At 61.7% G+C, this 20,352-nt stretch carries 18 protein-coding genes; 12 read left to right on the top strand and 6 right to left on the bottom strand.

Annotated features, from left to right (window positions below):
• The gene (locus DP107_RS03355) at positions 1-1,488 is read left to right on the top strand and encodes a carotenoid oxygenase family protein (RefSeq protein ID WP_144260706.1); all 1,488 of its coding nucleotides are present in this window, start codon (positions 1-3) and stop codon (positions 1,486-1,488) included.
• Between the two features lie 123 nt (positions 1,489-1,611).
• On the opposite strand, the gene DP107_RS03350 is transcribed toward DP107_RS03355, so the two are convergent.
• From DP107_RS03350 to DP107_RS03340, 3 genes are all read right to left on the bottom strand, one after another.
• A complete protein-coding gene (locus tag DP107_RS03350) occupies positions 1,612-2,685 on the bottom strand; it encodes an RNA ligase family protein (RefSeq protein ID WP_144260704.1) in 1,074 nt (357 codons plus the stop codon).
• 450 nt (positions 2,686-3,135) lie between these two features.
• Positions 3,136-3,381, bottom strand: coding sequence for a hypothetical protein (locus DP107_RS03345; protein WP_144260702.1), 246 nt, complete (start codon positions 3,379-3,381; stop codon positions 3,136-3,138).
• A gap of 854 nt (positions 3,382-4,235) precedes the next feature.
• Positions 4,236-7,793: a type IV secretory system conjugative DNA transfer family protein gene (locus DP107_RS03340; protein WP_144260700.1), complete on the bottom strand. Its 3,558-nt coding sequence runs from the start codon at positions 7,791-7,793 to the stop codon at positions 4,236-4,238.
• Between the two features lie 698 nt (positions 7,794-8,491).
• Between DP107_RS03340 and DP107_RS19780 the strand changes: the two genes are divergently transcribed.
• From DP107_RS19780 to DP107_RS03325, 3 genes are all read left to right on the top strand, one after another.
• On the top strand, positions 8,492-8,995 hold the full coding sequence (locus DP107_RS19780) for a DUF7342 family protein (protein WP_202877331.1): 504 nt from the start codon (positions 8,492-8,494) through the stop codon (positions 8,993-8,995).
• A complete protein-coding gene (locus tag DP107_RS03330; protein ID WP_144260699.1) occupies positions 8,995-9,495 on the top strand; it encodes a hypothetical protein in 501 nt (166 codons plus the stop codon). Before DP107_RS19780 ends, DP107_RS03330 begins: the two co-directional genes overlap by 1 nt.
• Before the next feature lie 829 nt (positions 9,496-10,324).
• Positions 10,325-11,236 carry a DNA-binding protein gene (locus tag DP107_RS03325; protein WP_144260698.1) on the top strand — a complete coding sequence of 304 codons (912 nt, stop codon included), beginning with the start codon at positions 10,325-10,327 and terminating at the stop codon, positions 11,234-11,236.
• A gap of 274 nt (positions 11,237-11,510) precedes the next feature.
• On the opposite strand, the gene DP107_RS03320 is transcribed toward DP107_RS03325, so the two are convergent.
• Positions 11,511-12,713, bottom strand: coding sequence for a Fic family protein (locus DP107_RS03320; RefSeq protein WP_238330758.1), 1,203 nt, complete (start codon positions 12,711-12,713; stop codon positions 11,511-11,513).
• 376 nt (positions 12,714-13,089) lie between these two features.
• On the opposite strand from DP107_RS03320, the gene DP107_RS03315 reads away from it, so the two are divergent.
• Both DP107_RS03315 and DP107_RS03310 read left to right on the top strand, forming a co-directional pair.
• The gene (locus DP107_RS03315; RefSeq protein ID WP_144260696.1) at positions 13,090-14,019 is read left to right on the top strand and encodes a transcription initiation factor IIB; all 930 of its coding nucleotides are present in this window, start codon (positions 13,090-13,092) and stop codon (positions 14,017-14,019) included.
• Between the two features lie 262 nt (positions 14,020-14,281).
• A complete protein-coding gene (locus DP107_RS03310; protein ID WP_144260694.1) occupies positions 14,282-14,551 on the top strand; it encodes an AbrB/MazE/SpoVT family DNA-binding domain-containing protein in 270 nt (89 codons plus the stop codon).
• A gap of 95 nt (positions 14,552-14,646) precedes the next feature.
• Here the strand turns inward: DP107_RS03310 and DP107_RS03305 are convergent, their stop codons facing one another.
• Positions 14,647-15,150, bottom strand: coding sequence for an ArsR family transcriptional regulator (locus DP107_RS03305; RefSeq protein ID WP_144260693.1), 504 nt, complete (start codon positions 15,148-15,150; stop codon positions 14,647-14,649).
• A 115-nt stretch (positions 15,151-15,265) separates the two neighbouring features.
• Here DP107_RS03305 and DP107_RS03300 point away from each other — a divergent pair, with 115 nt between their 5' ends.
• The 4 genes from DP107_RS03300 to DP107_RS03280 all read left to right on the top strand — a co-directional run bounded on the left by DP107_RS03300 (position 15,266) and on the right by DP107_RS03280 (position 18,827).
• Positions 15,266-16,063: a hypothetical protein gene (locus tag DP107_RS03300; protein WP_144260691.1), complete on the top strand. Its 798-nt coding sequence runs from the start codon at positions 15,266-15,268 to the stop codon at positions 16,061-16,063.
• Between the two features lie 160 nt (positions 16,064-16,223).
• Positions 16,224-16,775 (top strand): DUF7342 family protein, encoded by a 552-nt coding sequence (locus DP107_RS03295; protein WP_144260810.1) that lies wholly within the window; start codon positions 16,224-16,226, stop codon positions 16,773-16,775.
• Between the two features lie 386 nt (positions 16,776-17,161).
• On the top strand, positions 17,162-17,554 hold the full coding sequence (tnpA, locus tag DP107_RS03285) for an IS200/IS605 family transposase (RefSeq protein WP_144260688.1): 393 nt from the start codon (positions 17,162-17,164) through the stop codon (positions 17,552-17,554).
• A 1-nt stretch (position 17,555) separates the two neighbouring features.
• Entirely contained in the window at positions 17,556-18,827 is a 1,272-nt protein-coding gene (locus DP107_RS03280; protein WP_144260687.1) for an RNA-guided endonuclease TnpB family protein, read from the top strand.
• A gap of 31 nt (positions 18,828-18,858) precedes the next feature.
• Here DP107_RS03280 and DP107_RS19775 read toward each other — a convergent pair whose 3' ends face one another.
• Positions 18,859-19,335, bottom strand: coding sequence for a hypothetical protein (locus DP107_RS19775; protein ID WP_185977147.1), 477 nt, complete (start codon positions 19,333-19,335; stop codon positions 18,859-18,861).
• A gap of 50 nt (positions 19,336-19,385) precedes the next feature.
• Here DP107_RS19775 and DP107_RS03270 point away from each other — a divergent pair, with 50 nt between their 5' ends.
• Positions 19,386-19,694: a hypothetical protein gene (locus DP107_RS03270; RefSeq protein WP_144260685.1), complete on the top strand. Its 309-nt coding sequence runs from the start codon at positions 19,386-19,388 to the stop codon at positions 19,692-19,694.
• 2 nt (positions 19,695-19,696) lie between these two features.
• Entirely contained in the window at positions 19,697-20,305 is a 609-nt protein-coding gene (locus DP107_RS03265; RefSeq protein ID WP_202877316.1) for a hypothetical protein, read from the top strand.
• The last annotated feature ends 47 nt before the right edge of the window (positions 20,306-20,352 follow it).

Genomic DNA, 20,352 nt, shown 5'->3' with positions numbered 1-20,352 from the left:
ATGGCAACGTCTCTGGGCTTTCACTCGCTCTCGGACGAGCGGGCGACATCGCTGGCGGTCGATGGATCGCTCCCGGCGTGGCTCACGGGCAGTCTCATCCGGAACGGGCCGGGCAGCTTCTCGATAGCCGATGGCCAGGCGGTCGATCACTGGTTCGACGGGCTGGCGATGTGCTATCGGTTCACGTTCGACCCGGGCAACCGGGCCGGAACTGCGGTCGACGGTGCCGACGACGCCGTCCACTATCGGAACCGGTTCCTCGACACGGACGCCTATGCGGATGCACAGGCGGGCACCTTCGACGGCGGGTTCGCCACCGGCGAATCGACGCTGCGCGAGCGCCTCGCAGGGCTGTTCACCGAGCCCTACGACAACACCAACATCATCGTCGAGCGGGTGGCAGACCAGTACCGCGCGCTGACCGAGTCGCCACGGGCGACCGTCGTCGACCCGAACACGCTCACGGTCGCGGACGACGTGCAGTACGACGGGCCGGAGCCGTCGGGCCAACTGGTCTGTGCGCACCTGAAGCGTGACCCCGCGACGGGAACGCTGTTCACCGTCGAGACGGAGTTCGGCCGCACCAGCACCTACCACATCCACGCGCTCCTCGGGGACGGTGATCGCCGACACGTCGGCAGCGTCGAGACCGACGCCCCGGCGTACATGCACAGCTTCGCGCTGACGCCACATTACGTCGTCCTGACGGAGTTCCCGCTGCGGGTGAACCCGCTGTCCTTCTTCAAGCCGGGGCGACAGGGACCGTTCATCGAGCAGTTCGAATGGCAACCCGACCGCGGGACCCGCGTGGCGGTCGTCGACAGGACCAGCGGCGAACTGGTGGCCGAGCCACGAACCGAGGCGCTGTTCGGCTTTCATCACGTCAACGCCTTCGAACGCGACGGCGGCACGGAGGTCGTCTTCGACCTCGAGACGATTCCGGACGCGACGGCGATCGATGACCTCTCGCTGGAGACCCTCCGCCAGGGCAACCTCGATGCCGTCGCCGGCCGGCTCGAACGGTTCATAGTCGACCTGGGCGGCGTGACGGGCAGCGACCGGTACGGGCCGGGCGAGGCGACCGTTCGTCGGGAGATGCGCTACGACGAGGGGACCGCGCTGCCGACGGTCTCGCCGGCGCGGTGGTGTCGGCCCCACCAGTACGTCTACGCTATGAGCATGGACCAGCCGACGACCGAGTGGGCGACCGGCGTCCTGAAGTACGATACCGAAACGGGTGCGGTAGCCGAGTTCAGTTCGGGCGGGGATTACTTCGGCGAGCCGATCTTCGTCCCGCGGGGCGGCGGCCCCGAGGACGCCGGCGTCGTCCTCACCGTCGCGCTGGACATCGACGCCGAGCGCTCACGACTGGTCGTCATCGACGGCGAATCCTTCGACGAGCGCGCGCGGGTCGAGCTGCCGCACGCTGCCCCGTTCGACTTCCACGGTCGATACTTCCCGGAGGTCCAGGCGCGGGCGGAAACGTAAGGAGACTAGCGGTCACCGGCGAGGTTCGATGAGTTCGGGACAGGCCCCGTGAGTACTGGGCGGAGGACAGGCGGCGACCCAGCATTCTCCAGTTCCGTGCGGGCGGTCGGTGCTGGAGCCGGCTTACTCGAGATGGTGCCAGATAGTCGTCGGGTCGGCGTCGTTGAGGTCGGCGTTCGTCTCCATCTGTCGGAGCTCCCTGACACAGCGCTTCGCGACGAGCGGGAAGACATCGGCGGGGACGAGTTCCCGCTCGAGTCGCATGATCTCCTGCCAGTTTTCAGCCCAAATGTCTTCCACGACGCGCGGATACAGGTCGTCAGTCAGGTGGACACCGAAGTCGCGCCCCTCCTCGACGACCATCGAGCGGACCTCCTTCCGGATGCGGGCTGACGTACAGTACGTCGCGACGAGGTACGCCGCACCGGAGTCGGCGTCGTCGGGGTTGCGCCCGAACTGCTTGCGGTTCAGCTCCTTGAATGCCTCGCGGACGATTTTGACGCGCCGGTCGTGGGTGTCGCTCCGGACGACGACGCCCTCGGCGCGGACATCATCCCCCAGCGATGACGGTGGGACCTGGAACGATTCCGGGTCGAACTCGGACGATTGCTCGAGAACTGTTGCCGGGGTGAACGCGTGGGCTGTCGGTGCCGAATCGTTCCGGATGCGATTCAGCACGTCCCATGCCTCGTTCGTCGGGAGGAACCCCTCGAACGTCTCGTCGTACGGGTTCCCCGGCGGCGTCATCGTCTCGATCTCCATGTACGGGAGGACATCGAACCCGACCAGCGCAGGGAGGTCACGGTCGGTGTAGCCGTAATCGAGCGTCGAGTAGACGAGGTTCTCCGCGTACACGATGAGCGGGCTGTCGTACGCGTCGTGGAGGTCACGAAGGGCCGTCGGCTCGATACCCTCGCGCAGACAGCGGACGGCCCGGTGGAGGGCACCGTCGATATCGTCGAGGTCGTCGCGGCGGTTACCCCGAATCGACCGACGGGTACCGAAGACCAGACACCCGTCCCCGTCCGCGGCGTTCAGAACGGGGTCGGGGTACATGTCGGCATACCGGTCGTCGTACAGTGTGAACCGGAACCCGCTCCCGTCGTACTTCTCGACGATCACCAGGTCGTCGGCCTCGAAGAACGACTCCGGAACGACGGGATGGTCATAGCGCGGAATCTTGGGATAGATCTTCATGATGGTGTGATGGACGAGTCGCTGGCCGGCACGCTACGCTTCGGCCCGACCTGATTAAACTGAACGCAGCATCGGCAGACGATAGCATGGGGCAGGTCGCTATCCTGCTTATTCTACGGGCCGACGCATTATCACCGTTCGTCAACATCTGGGCCCCACTCTCCTCTGCCAGGTTGATGAATTCGACCGTCCGGATCGGATAATAACCCTGTACCGAAATCCATCGACGGGCGTCGTGCGTACACTTGATGGCATAGGGCCGTACCGTCCCACTCATTGGTGTGCCGCAGCACCCGTGTTCCGATTTGGCCGGTCTGCGCTTCGAGGTCGTACGTCTCGAAGACGTGGTGGACATCGAGTACGAGCACTTCTCCCGATTCCTCTTGCTGGTAGACCGTCCCGCTCGGTATTTTCATATCATAGCCAGTATCTGTGTTACTTCGCCGCTCTCTACTCCTCGTCCGGCTGATCGATTCCTTCTTCTAGATCTGAGAGATCCCGTTCGAGGCGTTCGACCTGGCGTTCGAGTTCCGCTATGCTCATCAGTGCCAGGCGAAGGAACTCGTCGTCACGCCCGGGCATAAGCGGAAGACAGCTTTCCATCCGGGGCGGGCTATCCGAGTTCTGTGAGCGTTTGCGAATGGGTTCCTCGCGCGCTGCACGCAGTTCTCGGCGGATGAGTTCAGCATCGTCCATTGTTTCTTTTTACGCACTCGAGGGGGCAGCCCGCTACGGCCCAGGTTGGGCGGTCGCGCGGACCGCGTCATCGAGTGCGTGGGAATTCTACCAGCGCTCGCCATGGCATGAACTCACATGAGTATCGCGAGAACAAGTGCTTTTTTTGGTTGCTATCGCAGCCTCACCGCAGATGTACCATTCCTCGAGATATCGGCACTCTTCACCGAGGAGTACCGATTTCGGGTACACGGCTGACAACTTCTGTCGGCCCGCAAGTGTTGGTGCCGATCGTATGCACTGCAAGTCTGGATAGGAGTTTCAGGTCGATTGATAGACAGTCTAGCTGCTGCTGGAATGTGCTAACGTTCGTCCCGTTTTCCGCTAGAGTGGGGTTGTGTAGTCGAAACAGGTGGCAAAGATGGAGAAGAGAGGAATAGTGGCGGAGTCTCGCAGCGCGCGTTGAGGCCTGAAGAATCAGGGGCTTGAGCGGCCCTCCGGATCGTCGAGGAGCACACCTGCCGGTGTTCTGTATCGTTATAAGCATGGATAGAACCGCAAGACAGCACCAAGCTTACACTATTATCACGCGAGATGTGATACTCATCTGAGAGTAGCGAAGAGTCCTCACTCAGCGCAACGACCCCCGCAGCGGCTCCGAGAGAGGCGGTCTGCAAGCAGTAGTTCTCCGACTGCTCTCCGAGCGAAGTGGCCCCACCAAATCACTAGTCAATCTTTCCCACTCACACCACAGCGTAGCGGAAATCGCGGCTAACCTTCCGTCGTCTGAGCGACGACTAGCAGCCTTGGGATGTAACGAGGACTGGTAACTATGCTTGATGTAATCTTAGGCTGAGCAGAGAGACTGGAAGACCTCATACTGTGGGTCCGTCCCCACCGAGCGCTTCTCGGACCTGCTCGACGGTGTACATCGCCGTCAGTCCGGGCACGCTGATTCTGAACGAACTGACCGGCGAGGTCTTCGCGTACGTCTTCTCGACCCGAGCATCGCCTTCGAGCGGGTCATTGAGCGCGGCCAGCACATCGTGGCCCTCGGTGTGCGACATGACGATCCAGATGGCCTCATCAGGGTCGCACGCGGCCATCTTATCGAAGTCCTCCGGGACGGCCCGCTTGACATCGTGGTTCACCCGCTCGACCTCGATCGCGACCACCACATCGCCCTCGTCATCGACACCGGCGAGGTCAAGACGCTGATTGTCCCCGAGGTCGTAGTACGGAATCACCTCGGCGACCTCGGATTCCGGGTCATCCTGATATTCGCCCTCGAGATACCGACGGCCGACCTCGACACCGAGAACGTGCTCGCTCGACTCCTCGAGGTCGCCCTGGCCGTGGCCGTAATCCACGCCCTGTCGGTAGCTCTCGCCGATCACGTTTCGTCCCTCTGGCGAGACTGTGTACAGTCGGTGCGGCCGATCCGTATCGTGGCGCAACAGGTCTGCGTCGATGAGGTCCTGGACGGCGTCGCTCTCGATGCCGACGTACTCCTGCAGGCGGAGCATCGAATCCCAGAGCAAGTCGTACTCTAGCGCGTCGAAGCGCAGTTGCTGGGCGTTGTAGACCGCCTGGAGGAACATGAGCTGTGTGTCGGACCACTCCGAGCCGAGCCGTTCTGCCTCGGTGAGCTTGAGGTTGAGTTCACAGATGGGGATATCGTCGCCGTCGACCGCGTCGATCGACGAACAGCACTCGATGGCGCGCTGCATCCCGTCGCTGGAGGGGTCGTAGCGCGTATCGCATCGCGTACACCGGAGCGCGTGAATCGAGTCGTCGTACTCGACGGTCGGGGGGAGTCGCTTCGTGTGTGGGAGGGCGCTGTCGACCCGGACGGCGGGTGGTGCATCATCGGACGCCGCCGACTCGGCCGGGGCGTCGCCGTGACTCGGCCCCTCGCCGACGACACTCGGCGACGAGAGGCCGAGGCCGAACTCGGCCCGCGTTCTCGCCTGCATCTCGATCCGTGCAGTAGCGAGCGTAGACTGTTTGTCGAACGCGAGTGCGTGCTCGCCGTCCGGATGGCCGGGCGGGAGCGGTGCCGACTGGACGAGGAACGGCCGTGGCTCGGGACGGTCGAACGCACTCGGGAGGCTGACCAGCCACTGCCCGCGTCGGAGCGCCCGGAGTCGGTTACCGACCTGTTGTGGATTCATATCGTCGGTCGCGAGACGCTGGGCGAAGCGGGTGTCCGAGGGGACGTTCCCCGTCAGGACGGTCGAGACGTTGTTGAGGATCTCGTCGTAGACGTCCTGGTCGTAGCCGCGGAGTTGCGCGGGGAACTGCATGGCGAGCGTGACCGAGCAGTCGAAGCTGCGTGACTGTGAGAGGAGTTCCTGCAGGAGGTCGGAGACGGCGATGCTCGCGGCCTCCTCGATGTAGCAGTTGACGAGCGGGAGGTCCTCGGTGACCGCGCGCTTGCGTCGGCGCTTGAGCGCCGTCCACAACTCCGAGAGGATGAGCAGCGCGAGGACGCGCTGCGCCTCGGTTCGGAGCCCCCCCGTGTCGAAGACGATGACGACGTTCTCGTCGAGGAAGTCGAGCAGGTCGAAGCGTGGGCCAGCATCGTCACCGTCACCGTTCTCGTTCTCTGCTCCGTGGACATGGTTGAACAGCCGCGCGAGGCGGCGGTCGACGGGTACCTTCTCGATTCGGTTCGCCACGCCCTGCATGATCTCGTCGAACGTCTGTGCGCGATTCGCGACCACGCCCCCGAGCATCCGTTCAAGATCGTCGTCGGAGACAGCGGGAGCGGACTGGCGCTCGTGCATCCTGCGGGTCGCCTCGTGGAGTTGTCGGTGGGTGAACGCGTCCGAGCCGTGGACCGGGTCGAACAGCGCCTTCACCAGATACCGGATGATGTCGGGCGAGCGGACGGCCTGGTCGAAGCGGTCGCGACCCATGATCGCCCGGAGAATCTCGATGTAGTGGTCGACCGCATCCGCGACGGCCGTCTCGCGAGGAATGCCCGCGTCGAGTTCGCCGCGGATGTCGAAGAACGAGATCGCGGGGAGGACCGCCGCACAGTCGAAATAGAGGACATCATCGAGCGAGCCGTACTCGGCGGAGTGCGCCCGGAGGTAGTCCTTCCCCATCCCGTCGCCCTTCGGGCCGATGAGGATGCTTGCGCCCTCGGTGGCGCGGTGGTTCGCGAGCATCGCGTTGACGAGGGCTGTGGATTTACCGGCGCCCGTCCGGCCGAACCAGCCGACGTGGAGGGGCTGCAATGCGGGTGGGAGGACGAGCGGCTCGTCCGTGGCTCGGTCGTCGTCCGTGAGCGGGAGGCCGAGGGTCATCCCCGCTCCCGAGTAGTGCGCGAGCTGGTCGGCGGGCGGGAGCGCGAGGCCGGTTCGCTCGCTCGGGGTCACGCCCATGCCCCGGACGCCCGCACTCGTGAGGGCGTCACCCGGGAGCGCACAGAACGAGCCGAGTTCGCGAGCATCGACGACGAGGCCCGGACTCGTTCGGCGGCCGGAGCTGGTGAGCGAGCGGCCGTAGGCGGGCGCGTGGAGCGTCCGCTCGTGGAGGTCATCGGCGAGTCGTCGAGCGTCTGTGCCGGTCGCGACGGTGCCTTCGATCCGGTAGAACGGGCCGCTCACGGCCTCGAATGCGGTCGCGAGGTCGCCCAGAACACGCTCTGCGTCTGTCGGGTCGGCACTGTGGCCGGCCACTGCCCGGACGTTGACCTCGAACGAGTGGTGCGAGTCTCGCTCTCGGAGATGGACGACCCGCTCCTCGTCGGCGCCGAGCATGACGAGTTCGTCCTCTGGAGGCGGACCGACGAGCGCGTTCATCAGTTTGCCACCGAACGTGTCCGAGCCCTGTTCGAGGTCGAGGCGGCGCTCGTCGGCCTCGACGGACCAGTCGGGCTTCGGGCGGACGAGCACCTGATAGCAGACCGGGACCGGGCTGTCGGCGAGCGTTTCCGCGACGGCCGCGAGCGGTGCGCGGACGTGATTTCTGTCGCGCTCTGATTCGTGGAACTCAGCGAAGGGTGTGAGACAGGTCTGCCAGTCCTTACGGTGGGTCGGGTCGCCTTCGAAGGCGAGTGCGACTGTGTCGGCGTCTTCGGATAGAGTGAGCGGGTCGAGGAGCGTCTCCCGGTCTGCTTCGGCGATGGCGTAGCTGTCGGGGAACAGCCCGCGGATGGCGTGTTCGAGTGAGGAGTGGGCGTCCTCGTCGTCGACGCCGACGGCGTAGGTGAGACCGTGTTCATCGCCGGAACTGGTCAGTAGCCACTCAATGGTCGGCCGTGGCGACCTCGTGAGGAGGCCTGCCTTCGCGGAGCCAGTCAGTCCGTGGAGACGCCGGAGGTGCGTCTCGACGGTTGCGGGGTCGAGCGGGGAGTCCGCAGGTCGAACCGTGAAGTAGGGCAGCGCAGCGGGAGTGGAGCGTGAATCGTCGGCGGCGGCCACGGGTAATCGCTCCTCTCAGGGTGCGCAGCCAGCATAACTGTTGTCGATGGAGGGGGTAGCTGGGCTGAACAGGAGGATGCGAGGCCCTCCGAAAGCCCCCGGGCGCTCGACCCACGGGAAGACGTTCCTGCTCGGCCTCCGGCCTGCGCGGGCTGCGACTGCCCTGGTTCGCGCCGGAGGCGCTCACCTCCGGGACCGCCTCGCTCCGCTCGCCTCGCCTTCGGCGACGGCTGCGTGCCTCACTCGCTTCGTTCGGCCTGCGGTGCTTGCCGGGTCCGGGAGGGATCGACCGCCCGGCCCCTTTCAGTCCCATCCCGTTGTGTTCCGGGGCCAGCGCTGCGGCGGGAGTAGCATTTTCCTGATGGCTGAGCAGGCTTCCCCTCGGTGTCCCCACGATGGGCGCTGACGCATTCGTTGCGCTAAACGGATTCTACCCTCTACACGGAGCTCCGATTGCATGGTGGACTCGACAGGGCTTCTCTGGCGGTTTGGAGGCGTAGACCGTCCTCCGGAGCGAACGACGCCCCCACCGACTCCCGTGGAAGATAGATTGGGGCCTGCAGGCCTGGCCTCTGGAAACAACTCCTCGCTGTTGCTCGTTGGGACTTGGATATTTGAGTTCAGCCAAATTATTTACGCCATCCGGCACAAACATCGGGCTGATGAGTGAATCGAGTCAGGAATCGTGGACGGAGAGCATGAGTGGGCGCGAGCGCGTCCGGCATGTCGTAGAGCTGCTGGACGAGCCGGTGCCGGTGCAGGAGATCGCAGACCGAGCAGATGTCTCTCGTGCAACGGCGGACGACGAGCTTCAGCGACTGCAGAGCGACGACTGGGTTACCGAGACGACCGTCGACGGGGCAAAGGCCTACGATCTGAACCCCGTGCGGATGCTCTTCGACGAGGTAACTGACCTGATCGACGCACATTCGCGCGACGAACTGGAGCGCCAGCTCGCCGAGCTGAAAGAGGAACAGGAGGCGCTGACTGCGGAGTACGATGTCAGCTCACTCGAGGAGTTCCGCGAGCAACTCGCTGAAGAACATCTCTCGGCGGCAGACGTTCGGGAACGCCGCAACGTGATCGCCACGTGGGAGGCGATCAATACGGAACTCGGGCTCGTGAAGCACGCCCTTCACCTGTATGGCGATGTCGTCGAGCTCTCCTCCCCGCGAACGGATTCGTCCTCGACACTCGCTTGATGATCGTCTTTCTCGCGAACCGGGCGAACTTGCAGAGCAAACGGCTCCACGACCGCATCCGCAATCGGCTCGGCGGAGTGTTCGACAACGTCCGACGACGGCGTGCCGAACCGCGCGAAGCTGGGCCATATCGCGTCATCGGGGAACTGGATCCGCGGCAGTTCCTGGATGATGAGGCGTATCCCGTACCGACCGCACGGATTGAAATCGGGTTTCAATTGCAGACTGGCCAGCCGTACGAGTACTACTGGTTCAACTGGGTCGAGCCGGAGCGGAGTCTGTTGGTCGGCTGGCATCAGGACGATACGCACGAGGACCTCGGACCGGTCCATCTGCAGGTCAACGATGGCGCGACGGCCGTCGTTCACGAGCGAACCCGGTTCATCGATTCGCATCCGCTGGACGTCCTCGAGCACAGACTCGACGCGCTTCCAGACGCAGTCCTCGCTGTCGAGTGGGAGCAGGGACGACCCGTCGGAATCGATTCCGCTACCACCTGAGAAACCAGGCTCTCCGAAAGCCCCCGGGCGCTCGACCCACGGACAGACGGTCCTGCTCGCTTCGCTGTCGCCGGAAATCAAAGATTTCCGGGATGACGAGAGAGCTTTGCTCTCTCGAACCACGCGGGCTGCGACTTCCCTGGTTCGCGCCGGAGGCGCTCACCTCCGGGACCGCCTCGCTTCGCTCGCCTCGCATTCGGCGACGGCTGCGCGCCTCACTCACTTCGTTCGCTCCGGTGGCCGCGGTCGTCCGAAAATCAGAGATTTTCGTGATCACGAGACGGCTTCGCCGTCTCGGATGACTTCGCCGCGGGTCCGGGGGACGGAGTCCCCCGACGCTTGCCGGGTCCGGGTCCGTCGTACTCTGATGTCGGCACTCGCTACTGGCAGAAGGCGGGCCCGTCTGTATCGTCTTCCAACGAGCGTACCAGCTCGGGTATCGGTCGCCGCGCGCGGCGCCCGCTCGCTCGGGGCCGTTCGCGTCTCCCCGACGCGCCAGCATCAAGTGCAGTTTCGGTTGCGACCCAGCGAGCTTTCGCGTTCCAGCCTCGGGGCCACCTGCGCGCCCGCGCCACTACGCGGCGCGAGTGCTCGGCGACCCCCTCGCCTGGACACGACTCGCTGCGGGCCGGACCGAGAACTGACTTGAAGCTGGCCTCGCCCCCGTCGCGGGGGCGCCACTACGCGGCTCGGGGGTGTACGCTCTCGAAACGATCTTTCGCTCGCGCCCGGCAAGCCGGGCGAGGGCGCGAGCGAGAGACGTAGCTGGTTGTGCGATACAATCAGGAAGAAGACGCGGGCGGGAGCGCCTTCAGGAGTTGTAGCTCCAATGAGTACGAGAGACATCTTCGGTAATGACGTTTCGGGTCGGACAGACAACGAACAGTGGGCGACGTGGGCGGCTGAGGAAGGCCTCGAAGCCGAGGCGGTCGATGAGGACGAGATCTACATCGTCGACGAGCGGCCGGAACTGCACGCGACGGTGGCGATGGAAACCCGTACGAAGGTCGACACCAATCATCCCGACACCCGGAGAGCGGGGCTGACACTCGCGGCGGAGGAGCGCATCGAAGCCCGCGAGTGGGAGATCGAGCGAACGCGGACGCGGGTGGACCGGTCACCGGAGTCAGACCGGGAGCACCGGACGGCGCAGGTGGTCGAGCAGGAGAGTCGCGAGCGACGCGTGAGTTTCGAGCGACGGGCGGCGAGTGTCGATTCACGACGCGACCCGGATGCACCCGACCCGAGGGAGCGGCTGAGCGGCGAGGAACTGGCGGCGGTCAATCAGGAAGCGCGGCGCATCCAGGTCGGAATTCCCGAAGCGGGGTCGACGGCGGCTATCTCGCGTGAACTCGCAGAGCAGGTCCTGCGCACGGGCGACCTGCTGAGTGCGACCGTGGCGGTGGCCGATCGGCTGAAGACGCAGCCGGGGACGGTGACGCCGATCTCCCGGCTGGGCGACGTGCCGCACGGCGAGGTCGACTTCTCGGGGCGCGTGGCGGTGCTCTGGGGGCCTAGTCATCCAGCGATCCAGCAAGTCGGGCTCATCGAGGACGAGACGGGTCGGGTGAAGGTGACCGTCTGGGACGCCAGCGATCAGCCGTGGCTGGACGAGGGCGAACGTGTTCGTATCCACGGCGCGGCGAAGAGCTGGTACCAGGGGCGCGTCTCGGTGGCGCTAACCTCGCGGAGCCGGGTCGTCTTCCCCGAGCGCGAGACGTGGCAGGAGCAGATCTCGTAGCCGCTGTCGCCCCCCTTTGCTGGGAGGCGACAGTAGGCTGTCGCCCTCGTGATGCGCTCTTACCTACCCTCCCCAGCCGACAGGCCCTCCACTCCGTTCCGGTCCCGCCCCTCGCGCGTTCTCGGCGCTCAACCGAATCGCCGATTCATCGCGCGCCGGGGTCCGCATCAGGTCGAGCAGAACACCGAACAGAGAGCTGAAACAATCCCGAGGTGGTGAAGTTGAGACCGGTAGTCTCAATGTATACGCCTCAACCTCCGGTCTGCTCTGTCCTTCAGAGTTGGTCGATTGGCTTGTTGATTATTTTGAAGACTTCGCTCGCCCGGTAGAACCGATTCCGCTCTTTGCCAGTGAGTTCTTCGACTATTCCGTCATCTTCGAGCTGCGCGATTAGCCGATTCGCCGTACTGTATTCGACATCTAACCACTCGGCTGCTGTGTTCACGTCGAGGTACGGGTCTTCGAAGAGTCGCATGACCAGTTCCAGGATGTTCTCAGACCGCTCGCTCTGGTAGCGCCGTTGATAGTCCTCACGGAGGTCCACCAAGAGGTTTGCCCGCTGATGAGCCTCGTCTGCTTGCGACTGCACGCCACGCAGGAAAAACAGGAGCCACTCTTCCCATTCACCGTGCTGACTGACTGCCAAGAGATGATCGACGTACGCTGAACGTCGTGCGTTGAAATAGGAACTCAGGTAGAGATACGGCTCGGGCAAGAGACCGTCACGTTGCAGGAGGAGACTGATCAATAGCCGCCCGAGTCGTCCGTTCCCATCGAGAAACGGGTGAATCGTCTCAAACTGGTAGTGGATCAGCCCGATTCGGAGAAGTGGATGCAGATCCGTCTCTTGGTTCGCATACTCGAGCAAGTCTTCGAGGAGGTCGGGGATTTCGTTCGGTGGCGGCGGCACGTACCTAGCGTCTTGGATGTATGGCGTACTACCGATGAAGTTCTGAGTCGTACGGAGTTCCCCTGGGTCAGCCTCGTCCCCACGAACACCCGAAAGCAACCGGTCGTGCATCTCGCATAGAAATTTTACGGTGATTGGATCGTCAGCTGTGATTGCGCCCAATCCGTGCGTCAACGCATGCAGATAGTTCACGACTTCTTGGGTACCCCGCCGTCTGTCTTCGTCGATGAGAGCTTTTTGTCCGGCCTCATAGGCGTAGATATCCGAGAGAGTAGCATGTGTCCCCTCGATTTGGGAGGATTCCAGCGCTTCTTTTCGGATGAACGGCTCGATCAGGATCTCTCTCGAACCGACACGTGGACCAATGCCATGGAGCCGACCGAGTGCCTGTGTCGCCTCCGCTAGCGGCGTGATGAACTGTTCAGTAGTGATTGAGGGCGGAAGCGGCTCAGGTTGAAACGCCGAATACGTCCCCTTCGATGTCGTCGTGGGAACGATCTCACCGGGCGCTGCCTCGTCGAAGTCATCTCGCTCCATTAGTGGTATCCCGACGAATACGCCCGCCACTATTGGTATTTTCGGCACTAAATGAAAATAAAAGTCTAGCTGATTGCGCTGTTACAACTACTGTGGCAGATCTCGATACGCATCTTCACCTCCTCTGGTTCAGCGTAAAATACTACTCAATACATATGCGAATCGGTCACTAGTGAGTGGTCGCAACGAGACCAATCGGGCCAGTCGATACAGAGCGACAACACGACAGCTACCATCGCGTAACATTAGTTTTCGAGTTCTATATCCAACCTTACGAGAGTACTTCCCGAGTTAGATCACTATATGAAACGCCGCGGGAGCTGAGCGTTGGCTGTTCGTTCCGCATAACGCCAGATTTTGTGGCCCCTGAAGGGTGCGGGGCCTTCTGCAGTCCCGCGGAGCCGAGATGGCAACGACACAACCCTACGAGCGAAGTTTCGACGAGGACGTAGCGCACACGACCAACACCTGCCCGGAGTGTGAGGGGCGCGTGACGACGAACACACATGAGACAGTCTGCGATGATTGTGGACTCGTTCTCACGGACGAGAAATTCGACAGAGGGCCCGAGCGAACGCAGTTCGAGGAAGACGAGGGACCGGATCCATCCCGAACAGGTGCACCCTTGACGCCGACCAGACACGATGGCGGACTCTCGACGGAGATCGGCTGGCGACAGAACGGACCGGGACAGCCATCGGGAGCGCAGCGACGGCAACTCGCCCGACTCCGACACCTCCACCGTCGGAGTCAGTTCGAGTCGAAACAGGACTGGTATCGGATGGAGGGCCTCTACGAGGTCCGACGGCTCACGAGTGCGCTCGAGTTGGGCCGGGGACTCCGAAATCAAGCGTGCTCGCTGTTCTCCTCGCTCCACGAGGCGGGGCTGGCACAGGGACGCTCGCTCCCCGCGATCGCAGCCGTGGCCGTCTATGTGGCCTGCCGGGTGAACGGACTCCCATGGACACAGACGGACGTACTGGAGATAGCTGACTGCGACCGAAGTCTGTTCCGAACGACACTACAGGCCGCACGGCAGAAGGTGGGCCTCGAACTCCCACCCCGTCCACCTGCTTCGTTCATCCCGAGACTGGTGTCCGCGGTCGATGCGCCAGACGAGGTTCGAACGCGGGCGACCGAGATCGTGCAGTCGCTTCCCGTCGACGCGTACACGGGAGCCAAGCCGACGGGCGTGGCTGCGGCGTGTGTCTACGTGGCCGCGCAAGAACGGTCGATGTCCATCACGCAGGCCCAACTGGCGGAGGAAGCCGACGTGACGACGGTGACACTCCGGTCGCGTATGAGCGTAATTGAGGGTGTGCTGGAGGAACGATGAGGCCGAGCGAATGATTCCGGGACCTCTTCCACGAGGGGGAGCGCTACTACGAGCGTCGCGAGTGCGGGCAGACAGCTCGGCCGGGGGCTCATCGCTGCTCGAACTGTGGCCGAGACGAGATTGCTGAGTACGATATTCGGTAGTTCGTTGCCGCGCGGAGGCGTCCGGGGTCCAAGGGAGTCCGGCGGTATCGAGGACTGCAACGAGCCACGGGCGGTGACTGCCCCCAACATCTAACGTCTTACATGACTTCTTACCGAGCATGAGCGAGACCGAAGGGCCCGAAACCACCCGCGTTACGGACAAGGGCCAGACGACGATTCCGAAGGCCCTCCGCGAGAAGTATGGCATCGAGCCCGGCGATGAAGTCGTGTGGGTCGAGGGCGAGGACGGCATCACGCTCCGGAAGAAGAGCGACCTCCCGAACTACGGTGTCGCCGCCGAGAACACGACCGAGGACGAGGCTCGGGCAGTTAGCGAGGCGCTGAAAGACGACATGGACGAACTCCAGCGCCCGAGCCTCGACCGATGAAGCGCTACACGGTCGACGCAAACGCCCTCGTGGACTTCTCCCTCGGCATCCTCCCCGACGCGGCCCACAGAGCTGCAAGGAGGAAGCCCACAGCTTTAGCCGTGGGAGGAATCCGACGTTAGGCCGACATCGACGGCATCGAGGTCGGGTTCGTCGAACTCGAGGGCTTCCGCAACCGCCTCGGGAAGCTCCGGGCGCGGGGCCGATTCGTGCCGTTCGATTTTCTCGGTCTTGCGCGTGTTCTCGTAGAGGGCACGAGCGACTGGGATCCCACGGAGATACTTATAGTCATGGAGGATCTCGACGCCCTGCTCCGTGAATCCGTAGAACTGTGAGGGGAAGTCACGTTTCCCCTCACTCGGTTCGTACGTGTACTGTGAGAGAATCCCCGCATCGATCAGCGTCTCGAGCTGGTCTTTGATGGCCGCCTGGCTCTTCCCAGTCATATACTCGAGTTCGGCGAGCGACATGAGATGGGCGGGGTGGCCCAGCAGCTCCTGAATAACGAGGTGGCGCGTATCCTGGGACAACAGCTTGAATAGCCGCTGCTGTTCTGCGAACGGCCCCTCATCGGCCGTGTCAGTATCGGTCTCGCTCATACGTGGCAATACGTGAAGCGTCGCTATAACAGTTAGGGTCATCCAAATTGGTTAATTAGGAAAAGACCAAACTGGTTCAGAAGACATAAGGTGATGTTGTTTGAACCAGCAGCTAATGGGTGATCCGAGTCCTCCGCCTGACGCTACGGACATCATGACGGTGGTCCATGAGGCGATTGGCGGGATTGAACTCGAACCGGGCGAAAAGCGGGAGATCTGGCGCTTCACTCAGCGAGAACTGCCGTATCTCTTGAGTCAGCAGACATCGTATTTCATTCTCGGGAGTTACCGCGACCCCTATATCCGTCGTCTCCGCGCCATGCAGAACGAACTCACGAAGCAACTCGGCGCCTATCCGTTCGTCATGGGTGATCTCCTCGAGTTGCCGACTGAGCGGCTCAACTCGTTCGATATCATGTTCTCCCTGTTGGCGACGTACAGCGACTACATCATCGGTGTCTTCGAGAAGGAGAGTGGTGGTGAAGCGCCGGAACTGGGCGAGATCGATGACTCGCCGTATTTCGACAAATCGTACGTGTTCCCACGCGACTATGCATGGGTGACCGACGAGAACCACGAATCGAAACACCACGTCGTCCAGGCTGCCCTCGAGATTGCGTTCACGGATGATTTATCGAAGGACGATGTCCGTTCGAAGATCGACTCGCTCGTCGACCGTGCACGAGACAACGGTATTGATATCGACGATCAAGAGATGCTGAACCTTATCGAGGATCGGGCGGATGAGGGAGCGGAGCCAGCAACGTACAGTTGGGTCCATCTCAACAAGTTCCGTAAATTCGAATTACATACTCGGTGCTTCCCGTGGACGACAGAGGAAGAACTCCGGGCTGCGGTTGACGAACTCCCGTCGCCGACACCTCGACCGGAGTGGGAAGTCGGTGATCGATGAACCACCTCGATGTTAGTGCCCGAGGCAGTCGACTTGGTCGAACTTTCAGGACGTAGCCCTCGTCCATCAGGATGCGCGAGGATAGTATCTCGTGATTATACAAGAAGATACAAACATATATGAGAATCAGGAGCGAAAGCTGTCGATAGGGGCGTTGAGTATGTCCGAATCTCCGCGAGATGGGGTCCAGTCGTGGGAAGAGTCGATGAGCGCCCGCGAACGCATTCGCTCGGTCGCGGAGACGCTTCGCGAGCCTCGATCAGTCAACTGGATTAGCAACCAGGCGGACACCGCTTGGAGCACGACCGACGATGAGCTCCAGGACCTCGTCGACCAGGGGCGGTTGCGACGTGTTGAGACGGACAATACGACGCTCTATCAGCCGGACTATACGCGGATGCTGTTCGAAGAGATCCGCACGCTCATCGAGGAGAACTCACGCGAAGAGCTTCGGAGTGAGCTGGCGGCGATCACCGACAAGATCGAGGGGTGGCAGGAGACGTACGGTGTCGAGACGTGGGAAGAACTCGAACAATCGCTTGCTGACGGTGATCTGTCGGGCGCTGAGATTCGTGAGCGCCGCGATATAATCGCATTCTGGCAGGAGAACGAGGAAGACCGCCGACTCATCAAGCATGCTTTAGCGCTCTACTCGGATGTCGAGTCTGCTCGCGAACAGCACACAGACCTAACTGAGGGCGCCACGAGCTAACTACCGGTTCTGATCTCTTCATGCTCTTTCTTGCTGGTCGTGATCGGTATACACAACGCACGCTTCTCCGAGATGTTCATGATCGGTTGACGAACGAGGCCAGTTGCGAGGACGTGCGCTATCGCCCATCTCGACGACGGCCCCGATATGTGGTTGCAGATATCTCGCCGGTAACGTTCCTTGGTGAATCCTATCTTGATACAGCGAGAGAATCCCGCCCTTCCCGTGAGTGACGAGGGGTCCGACGCTCTGTCGGAACCGAGGAGCGAACAGGGCGGGAGTGAATCGCGTACGCTCTGTGCAACGAACCACTTGGCTTCTTCCTGCTGAATACCTCACGACACAAGGCTTATCTGACTTGGATATCCCGTATCTGCTAAGGCCAAATGGAGTATCATCTGCAAACCGGGTCCCACACAGTGTACGCCCTCCAGTATCACTTCGTGACCGTCACGAAGTACCGTGCCGATATTCTCACGGATGAGCGGCTGGAGCGTGTCGCTGAAATCGCCCACGACATTGCAGATGACTTCGAGGCCGACATCAAGAACGTGGACGGCGGTACCGACCACGTTCACATCCTGTTTCAGACCAAACCAACCACAGACCTCACGAAGTTCATCAACTCGCTCAAGGGTGTCACCTCGCGCCGGATTCGGCAGGAGTACCCCGAGGTGAAACAAACGCTCGAAGATGCGTTCTGGCAACCGGGATATTTCCTGACCACGACCGGCCAAGTGAGCATCGACGTGCTGATGGACTACGTGGACGACCAGTAGCATGACCGCGACAACCAGGAAAACGCTGGAGGCCACGCTCGCCCCGCCGACAGCCCACAAAGAGCGCAAACTGTGCGACCTGCTCGACACCTACCGCGCAGGACTCCACGAGGCGTTCGAGGCAGGGTGTAAGACGATGACCGCCACCAGCGACGTGGTGACGCCCTACGATCTGCCGTATCAGGCGAAGGCGGCCCTGTGCAACTACGTCCCGCAACTGCACGGCACCTACGACGCACAGGAGTTGGACGACGACCACCCGGTTCGGCTCACCAACCAAGCCGCCGAGTTCGACCACTCACCGGAACGCGACTACGAGTTCACATGGTGGGCACCCCAACCCGGTCGCGGAACGAATTTCTGGATACCGCTTCGTATCAACCCCGAACAAGACGGTCTGTGGCACGACCTCGTACACAGTGACGCTTCGGCGGGACAACTCCGACTGCAACGCCACCGCACGTCGTGGACACTCCACGTCACCGTCGAGTTCCCGGTCGAAGAACCGGACTATGAACCGACAGACGAGGATGTGACGCCAGTCGGCTTCGACATCGGCGAAGCCCACCTGCTCGCGGGCTGTGCCTGCGAGCAGGACACTCCGACCGACCCACTACTCATCAACGGTGGCCGCGCTCGTCGCCTCCGCAAAGAGATGTTCACGACACTCAAGCGACTGCAAGAGCGTGACGCCGCTCAGTGGCGGATTGACGAGCGATTCGACCACTACCAGAACGCACTCACGGACATCATCGAGAAGGCGTCTCGACGTGCCGTCGAGTACGCCTGTCGATTCGAGAAGCCGGTCATTGTGTTGGAAGACCTCTCGGACATCCGCGAAGACCTCGACTACGGCGAATGGATGAACCGACGCCTCCACGCATGGGCGTTCGCTCGCTTGCAGGAGCGCATCGAGGACAAAGCACGAGAGGCTGGCATCCCGGTCGAATACATCCGCCCGGAGTACACGAGCCAGACGTGCCACGAGTGCGGCCACATCGGGTATCGGGACGGCGATGAGTTCCGGTGTACGAACGACGAGTGTTGGGTGTCGGAGTACCACGCAGACATCAACGCGGCGGTCAACATCGCCGACCGCCACGACCCGTGGGGTGAGAGCCTGCCGCTGAAACCGGCGGGCGATGACATCTCACGGGATGGGAGCGCCTGTGACAGCGCCACGACCCACGGAGAGACGAGCGAGGAACCCTCGCAGATGACTCTCTCGACGTTCCACGGGTCGGAACCCTCTGCCAGCAACAGCGAAACGTAGCTGGTATTCCCATGCCGGGAAGCCGCGCCGTTCACGGCGCGGAGGATGTCACGACGTTGAGAACGCACGACTGGAAGTTCGCTTCTGGTATCCCGCCGGTGTTAACCACGAATATTACCGCATCAACTGGATCGAACCCGAGCGGAACTTCATGCTCGGTTTCCATCAGGATGCTGATCACCAGGGCCTCGGCACCTGTCACATCCAACTCGATTACGACGGGACGACTGTTGATCGGTATGGCACGACGTTTCTCGATGAACATCCCCTCGCCGTTCTCGAGGAACGACTTCAGCAATTTCCCAGCGCGTTGGCAGCGATTCGGTGGGAAGCCGGGATCCCCTCGCTCCCGACGTGGCCGGTATAGCCAGGAGACCACGTACGGAACGCCGGGAGGATCATTAATGTTTATTGGCTCTGTTGAAATCCTCTTCTTCAGATATATTATCGTCTGAAACAACCAGTCGCTGAAGAGTGCGTATTGACTATTGAAACTCTGTACTGACATGGATGGCTCGTCACAACATCTATTACGGTGGAGAGAGAATGTAGGGTAAGATGGCCGCAAACAACGACAAAATCCAGTTCCGGGGAGAAACTGAGAAGAAGGCGACTCAGATTGTCGACCAGATGCGTCTTGGTGGGATCAACATTAGTGAGCTTGCTCGACAGGGTCTTCAAGAGAAACTCCGAGAAGTCCTCTCGGACGAGGAGAAGATCACCCTCCACCAGCGATACAAGCAAGGAGAGCTTTCTGAAGACGTTGCAGAGATCCTTCTTGGTGACGCCTTAGAAGAAATTGAGCGGGAGCGAGAGGCTTTTGAGGAGGCCGCAGAGCTTGATACGACAGGCGTTTTCCAGGAGTGAAGATGGTGGACGATGAGGTTCGCCATCCAGTTATCGTTGATACAGACGCACTAATCGCTGTCGCGAACACGGGTCTCTGGTCTCGAATTACGGACAATATCCAGCTGACGACGACTAACGTGTGTTATCACGAACTCAAGCGCCACGTTCGGGAGATGTCTGAGTACGCGCCTGAAGGGACGAGAGAGCGGTGGGTTCACGATGGGAGCAAGAAGGCACTTGAACCGTTCGACGACAAGAAGAAGTCGTTCACGACGGTTCCGTGTGTTCCTCGACCGCATGGAGAGGATGCTGGGGAGAAGTCCGTGAAGGTGGAAATCGAACAGCATACAGCGCTGTATCGGTTCGCTATTTTGATGGATACGCACGGGCGTCGGGCTATTAATCGAGTATTCGATGACGCAGAAGAGACAACTGGGAAGGCGGTTGCTCCCACGTTTTTGCTGTATCTGTTACTAAACGAGGGGGAGTGTACTGTAGCGGAGTTTTGTCAGGCCTGTGGCGAGATGCTTCGAGGGGAAGGCTGGACAGGATATCAAGCGATTCAGGCAGCCTGGGAAGCGATCCCGGTCGATTGCTCGCAGTATCTCCCGAACGATCTACTTCCATGAATACTCCTGAATAACGAAACCGTATTACCAACCACTGTCGATTTGTA

The organism is Haloglomus irregulare, from assembly GCF_007421925.1.
Lineage (GTDB): Archaea > Halobacteriota > Halobacteria > Halobacteriales > Haloarculaceae > Haloglomus > Haloglomus irregulare.
Note: the sequence above shows the minus strand (reverse complement) of the source record. Positions and strands in the feature narration are given on the sequence as shown.

Bases quoted from the DNA above. Each gene is read 5' to 3' on its own strand.
- DP107_RS03345 (WP_144260702.1), bottom strand. From the start codon at position 3,381: ATGGACGATGCTGAACTCATCCGCCGAGAACTGCGTGCAGCGCGCGAG.
- DP107_RS03310 (WP_144260694.1), top strand. From the start codon at position 14,282: ATGAGCGAGACCGAAGGGCCCGAAACCACCCGCGTTACGGACAAGGGC.
- DP107_RS03305 (WP_144260693.1), bottom strand. From the start codon at position 15,150: ATGAGCGAGACCGATACTGACACGGCCGATGAGGGGCCGTTCGCAGAA.
- DP107_RS03265 (WP_202877316.1), top strand. From the start codon at position 19,697: ATGGTGGACGATGAGGTTCGCCATCCAGTTATCGTTGATACAGACGCA.
- DP107_RS03280 (WP_144260687.1), top strand. From the start codon at position 17,556: ATGACCGCGACAACCAGGAAAACGCTGGAGGCCACGCTCGCCCCGCCG.
- tnpA (WP_144260688.1), top strand. From the start codon at position 17,162: ATGGAGTATCATCTGCAAACCGGGTCCCACACAGTGTACGCCCTCCAG.
- DP107_RS03355 (WP_144260706.1), top strand. From the start codon at position 1: ATGGCAACGTCTCTGGGCTTTCACTCGCTCTCGGACGAGCGGGCGACA.
- DP107_RS03295 (WP_144260810.1), top strand. From the start codon at position 16,224: ATGTCCGAATCTCCGCGAGATGGGGTCCAGTCGTGGGAAGAGTCGATG.
- DP107_RS03270 (WP_144260685.1), top strand. From the start codon at position 19,386: ATGGCCGCAAACAACGACAAAATCCAGTTCCGGGGAGAAACTGAGAAG.
- DP107_RS03350 (WP_144260704.1), bottom strand. From the start codon at position 2,685: ATGAAGATCTATCCCAAGATTCCGCGCTATGACCATCCCGTCGTTCCG.
- DP107_RS03330 (WP_144260699.1), top strand. From the start codon at position 8,995: ATGATCGTCTTTCTCGCGAACCGGGCGAACTTGCAGAGCAAACGGCTC.
- DP107_RS03325 (WP_144260698.1), top strand. From the start codon at position 10,325: ATGAGTACGAGAGACATCTTCGGTAATGACGTTTCGGGTCGGACAGAC.
- DP107_RS19780 (WP_202877331.1), top strand. From the start codon at position 8,492: ATGAGTGGGCGCGAGCGCGTCCGGCATGTCGTAGAGCTGCTGGACGAG.
- DP107_RS03300 (WP_144260691.1), top strand. From the start codon at position 15,266: ATGGGTGATCCGAGTCCTCCGCCTGACGCTACGGACATCATGACGGTG.
- DP107_RS03315 (WP_144260696.1), top strand. From the start codon at position 13,090: ATGGCAACGACACAACCCTACGAGCGAAGTTTCGACGAGGACGTAGCG.
- DP107_RS19775 (WP_185977147.1), bottom strand. From the start codon at position 19,335: ATGTCAGTACAGAGTTTCAATAGTCAATACGCACTCTTCAGCGACTGG.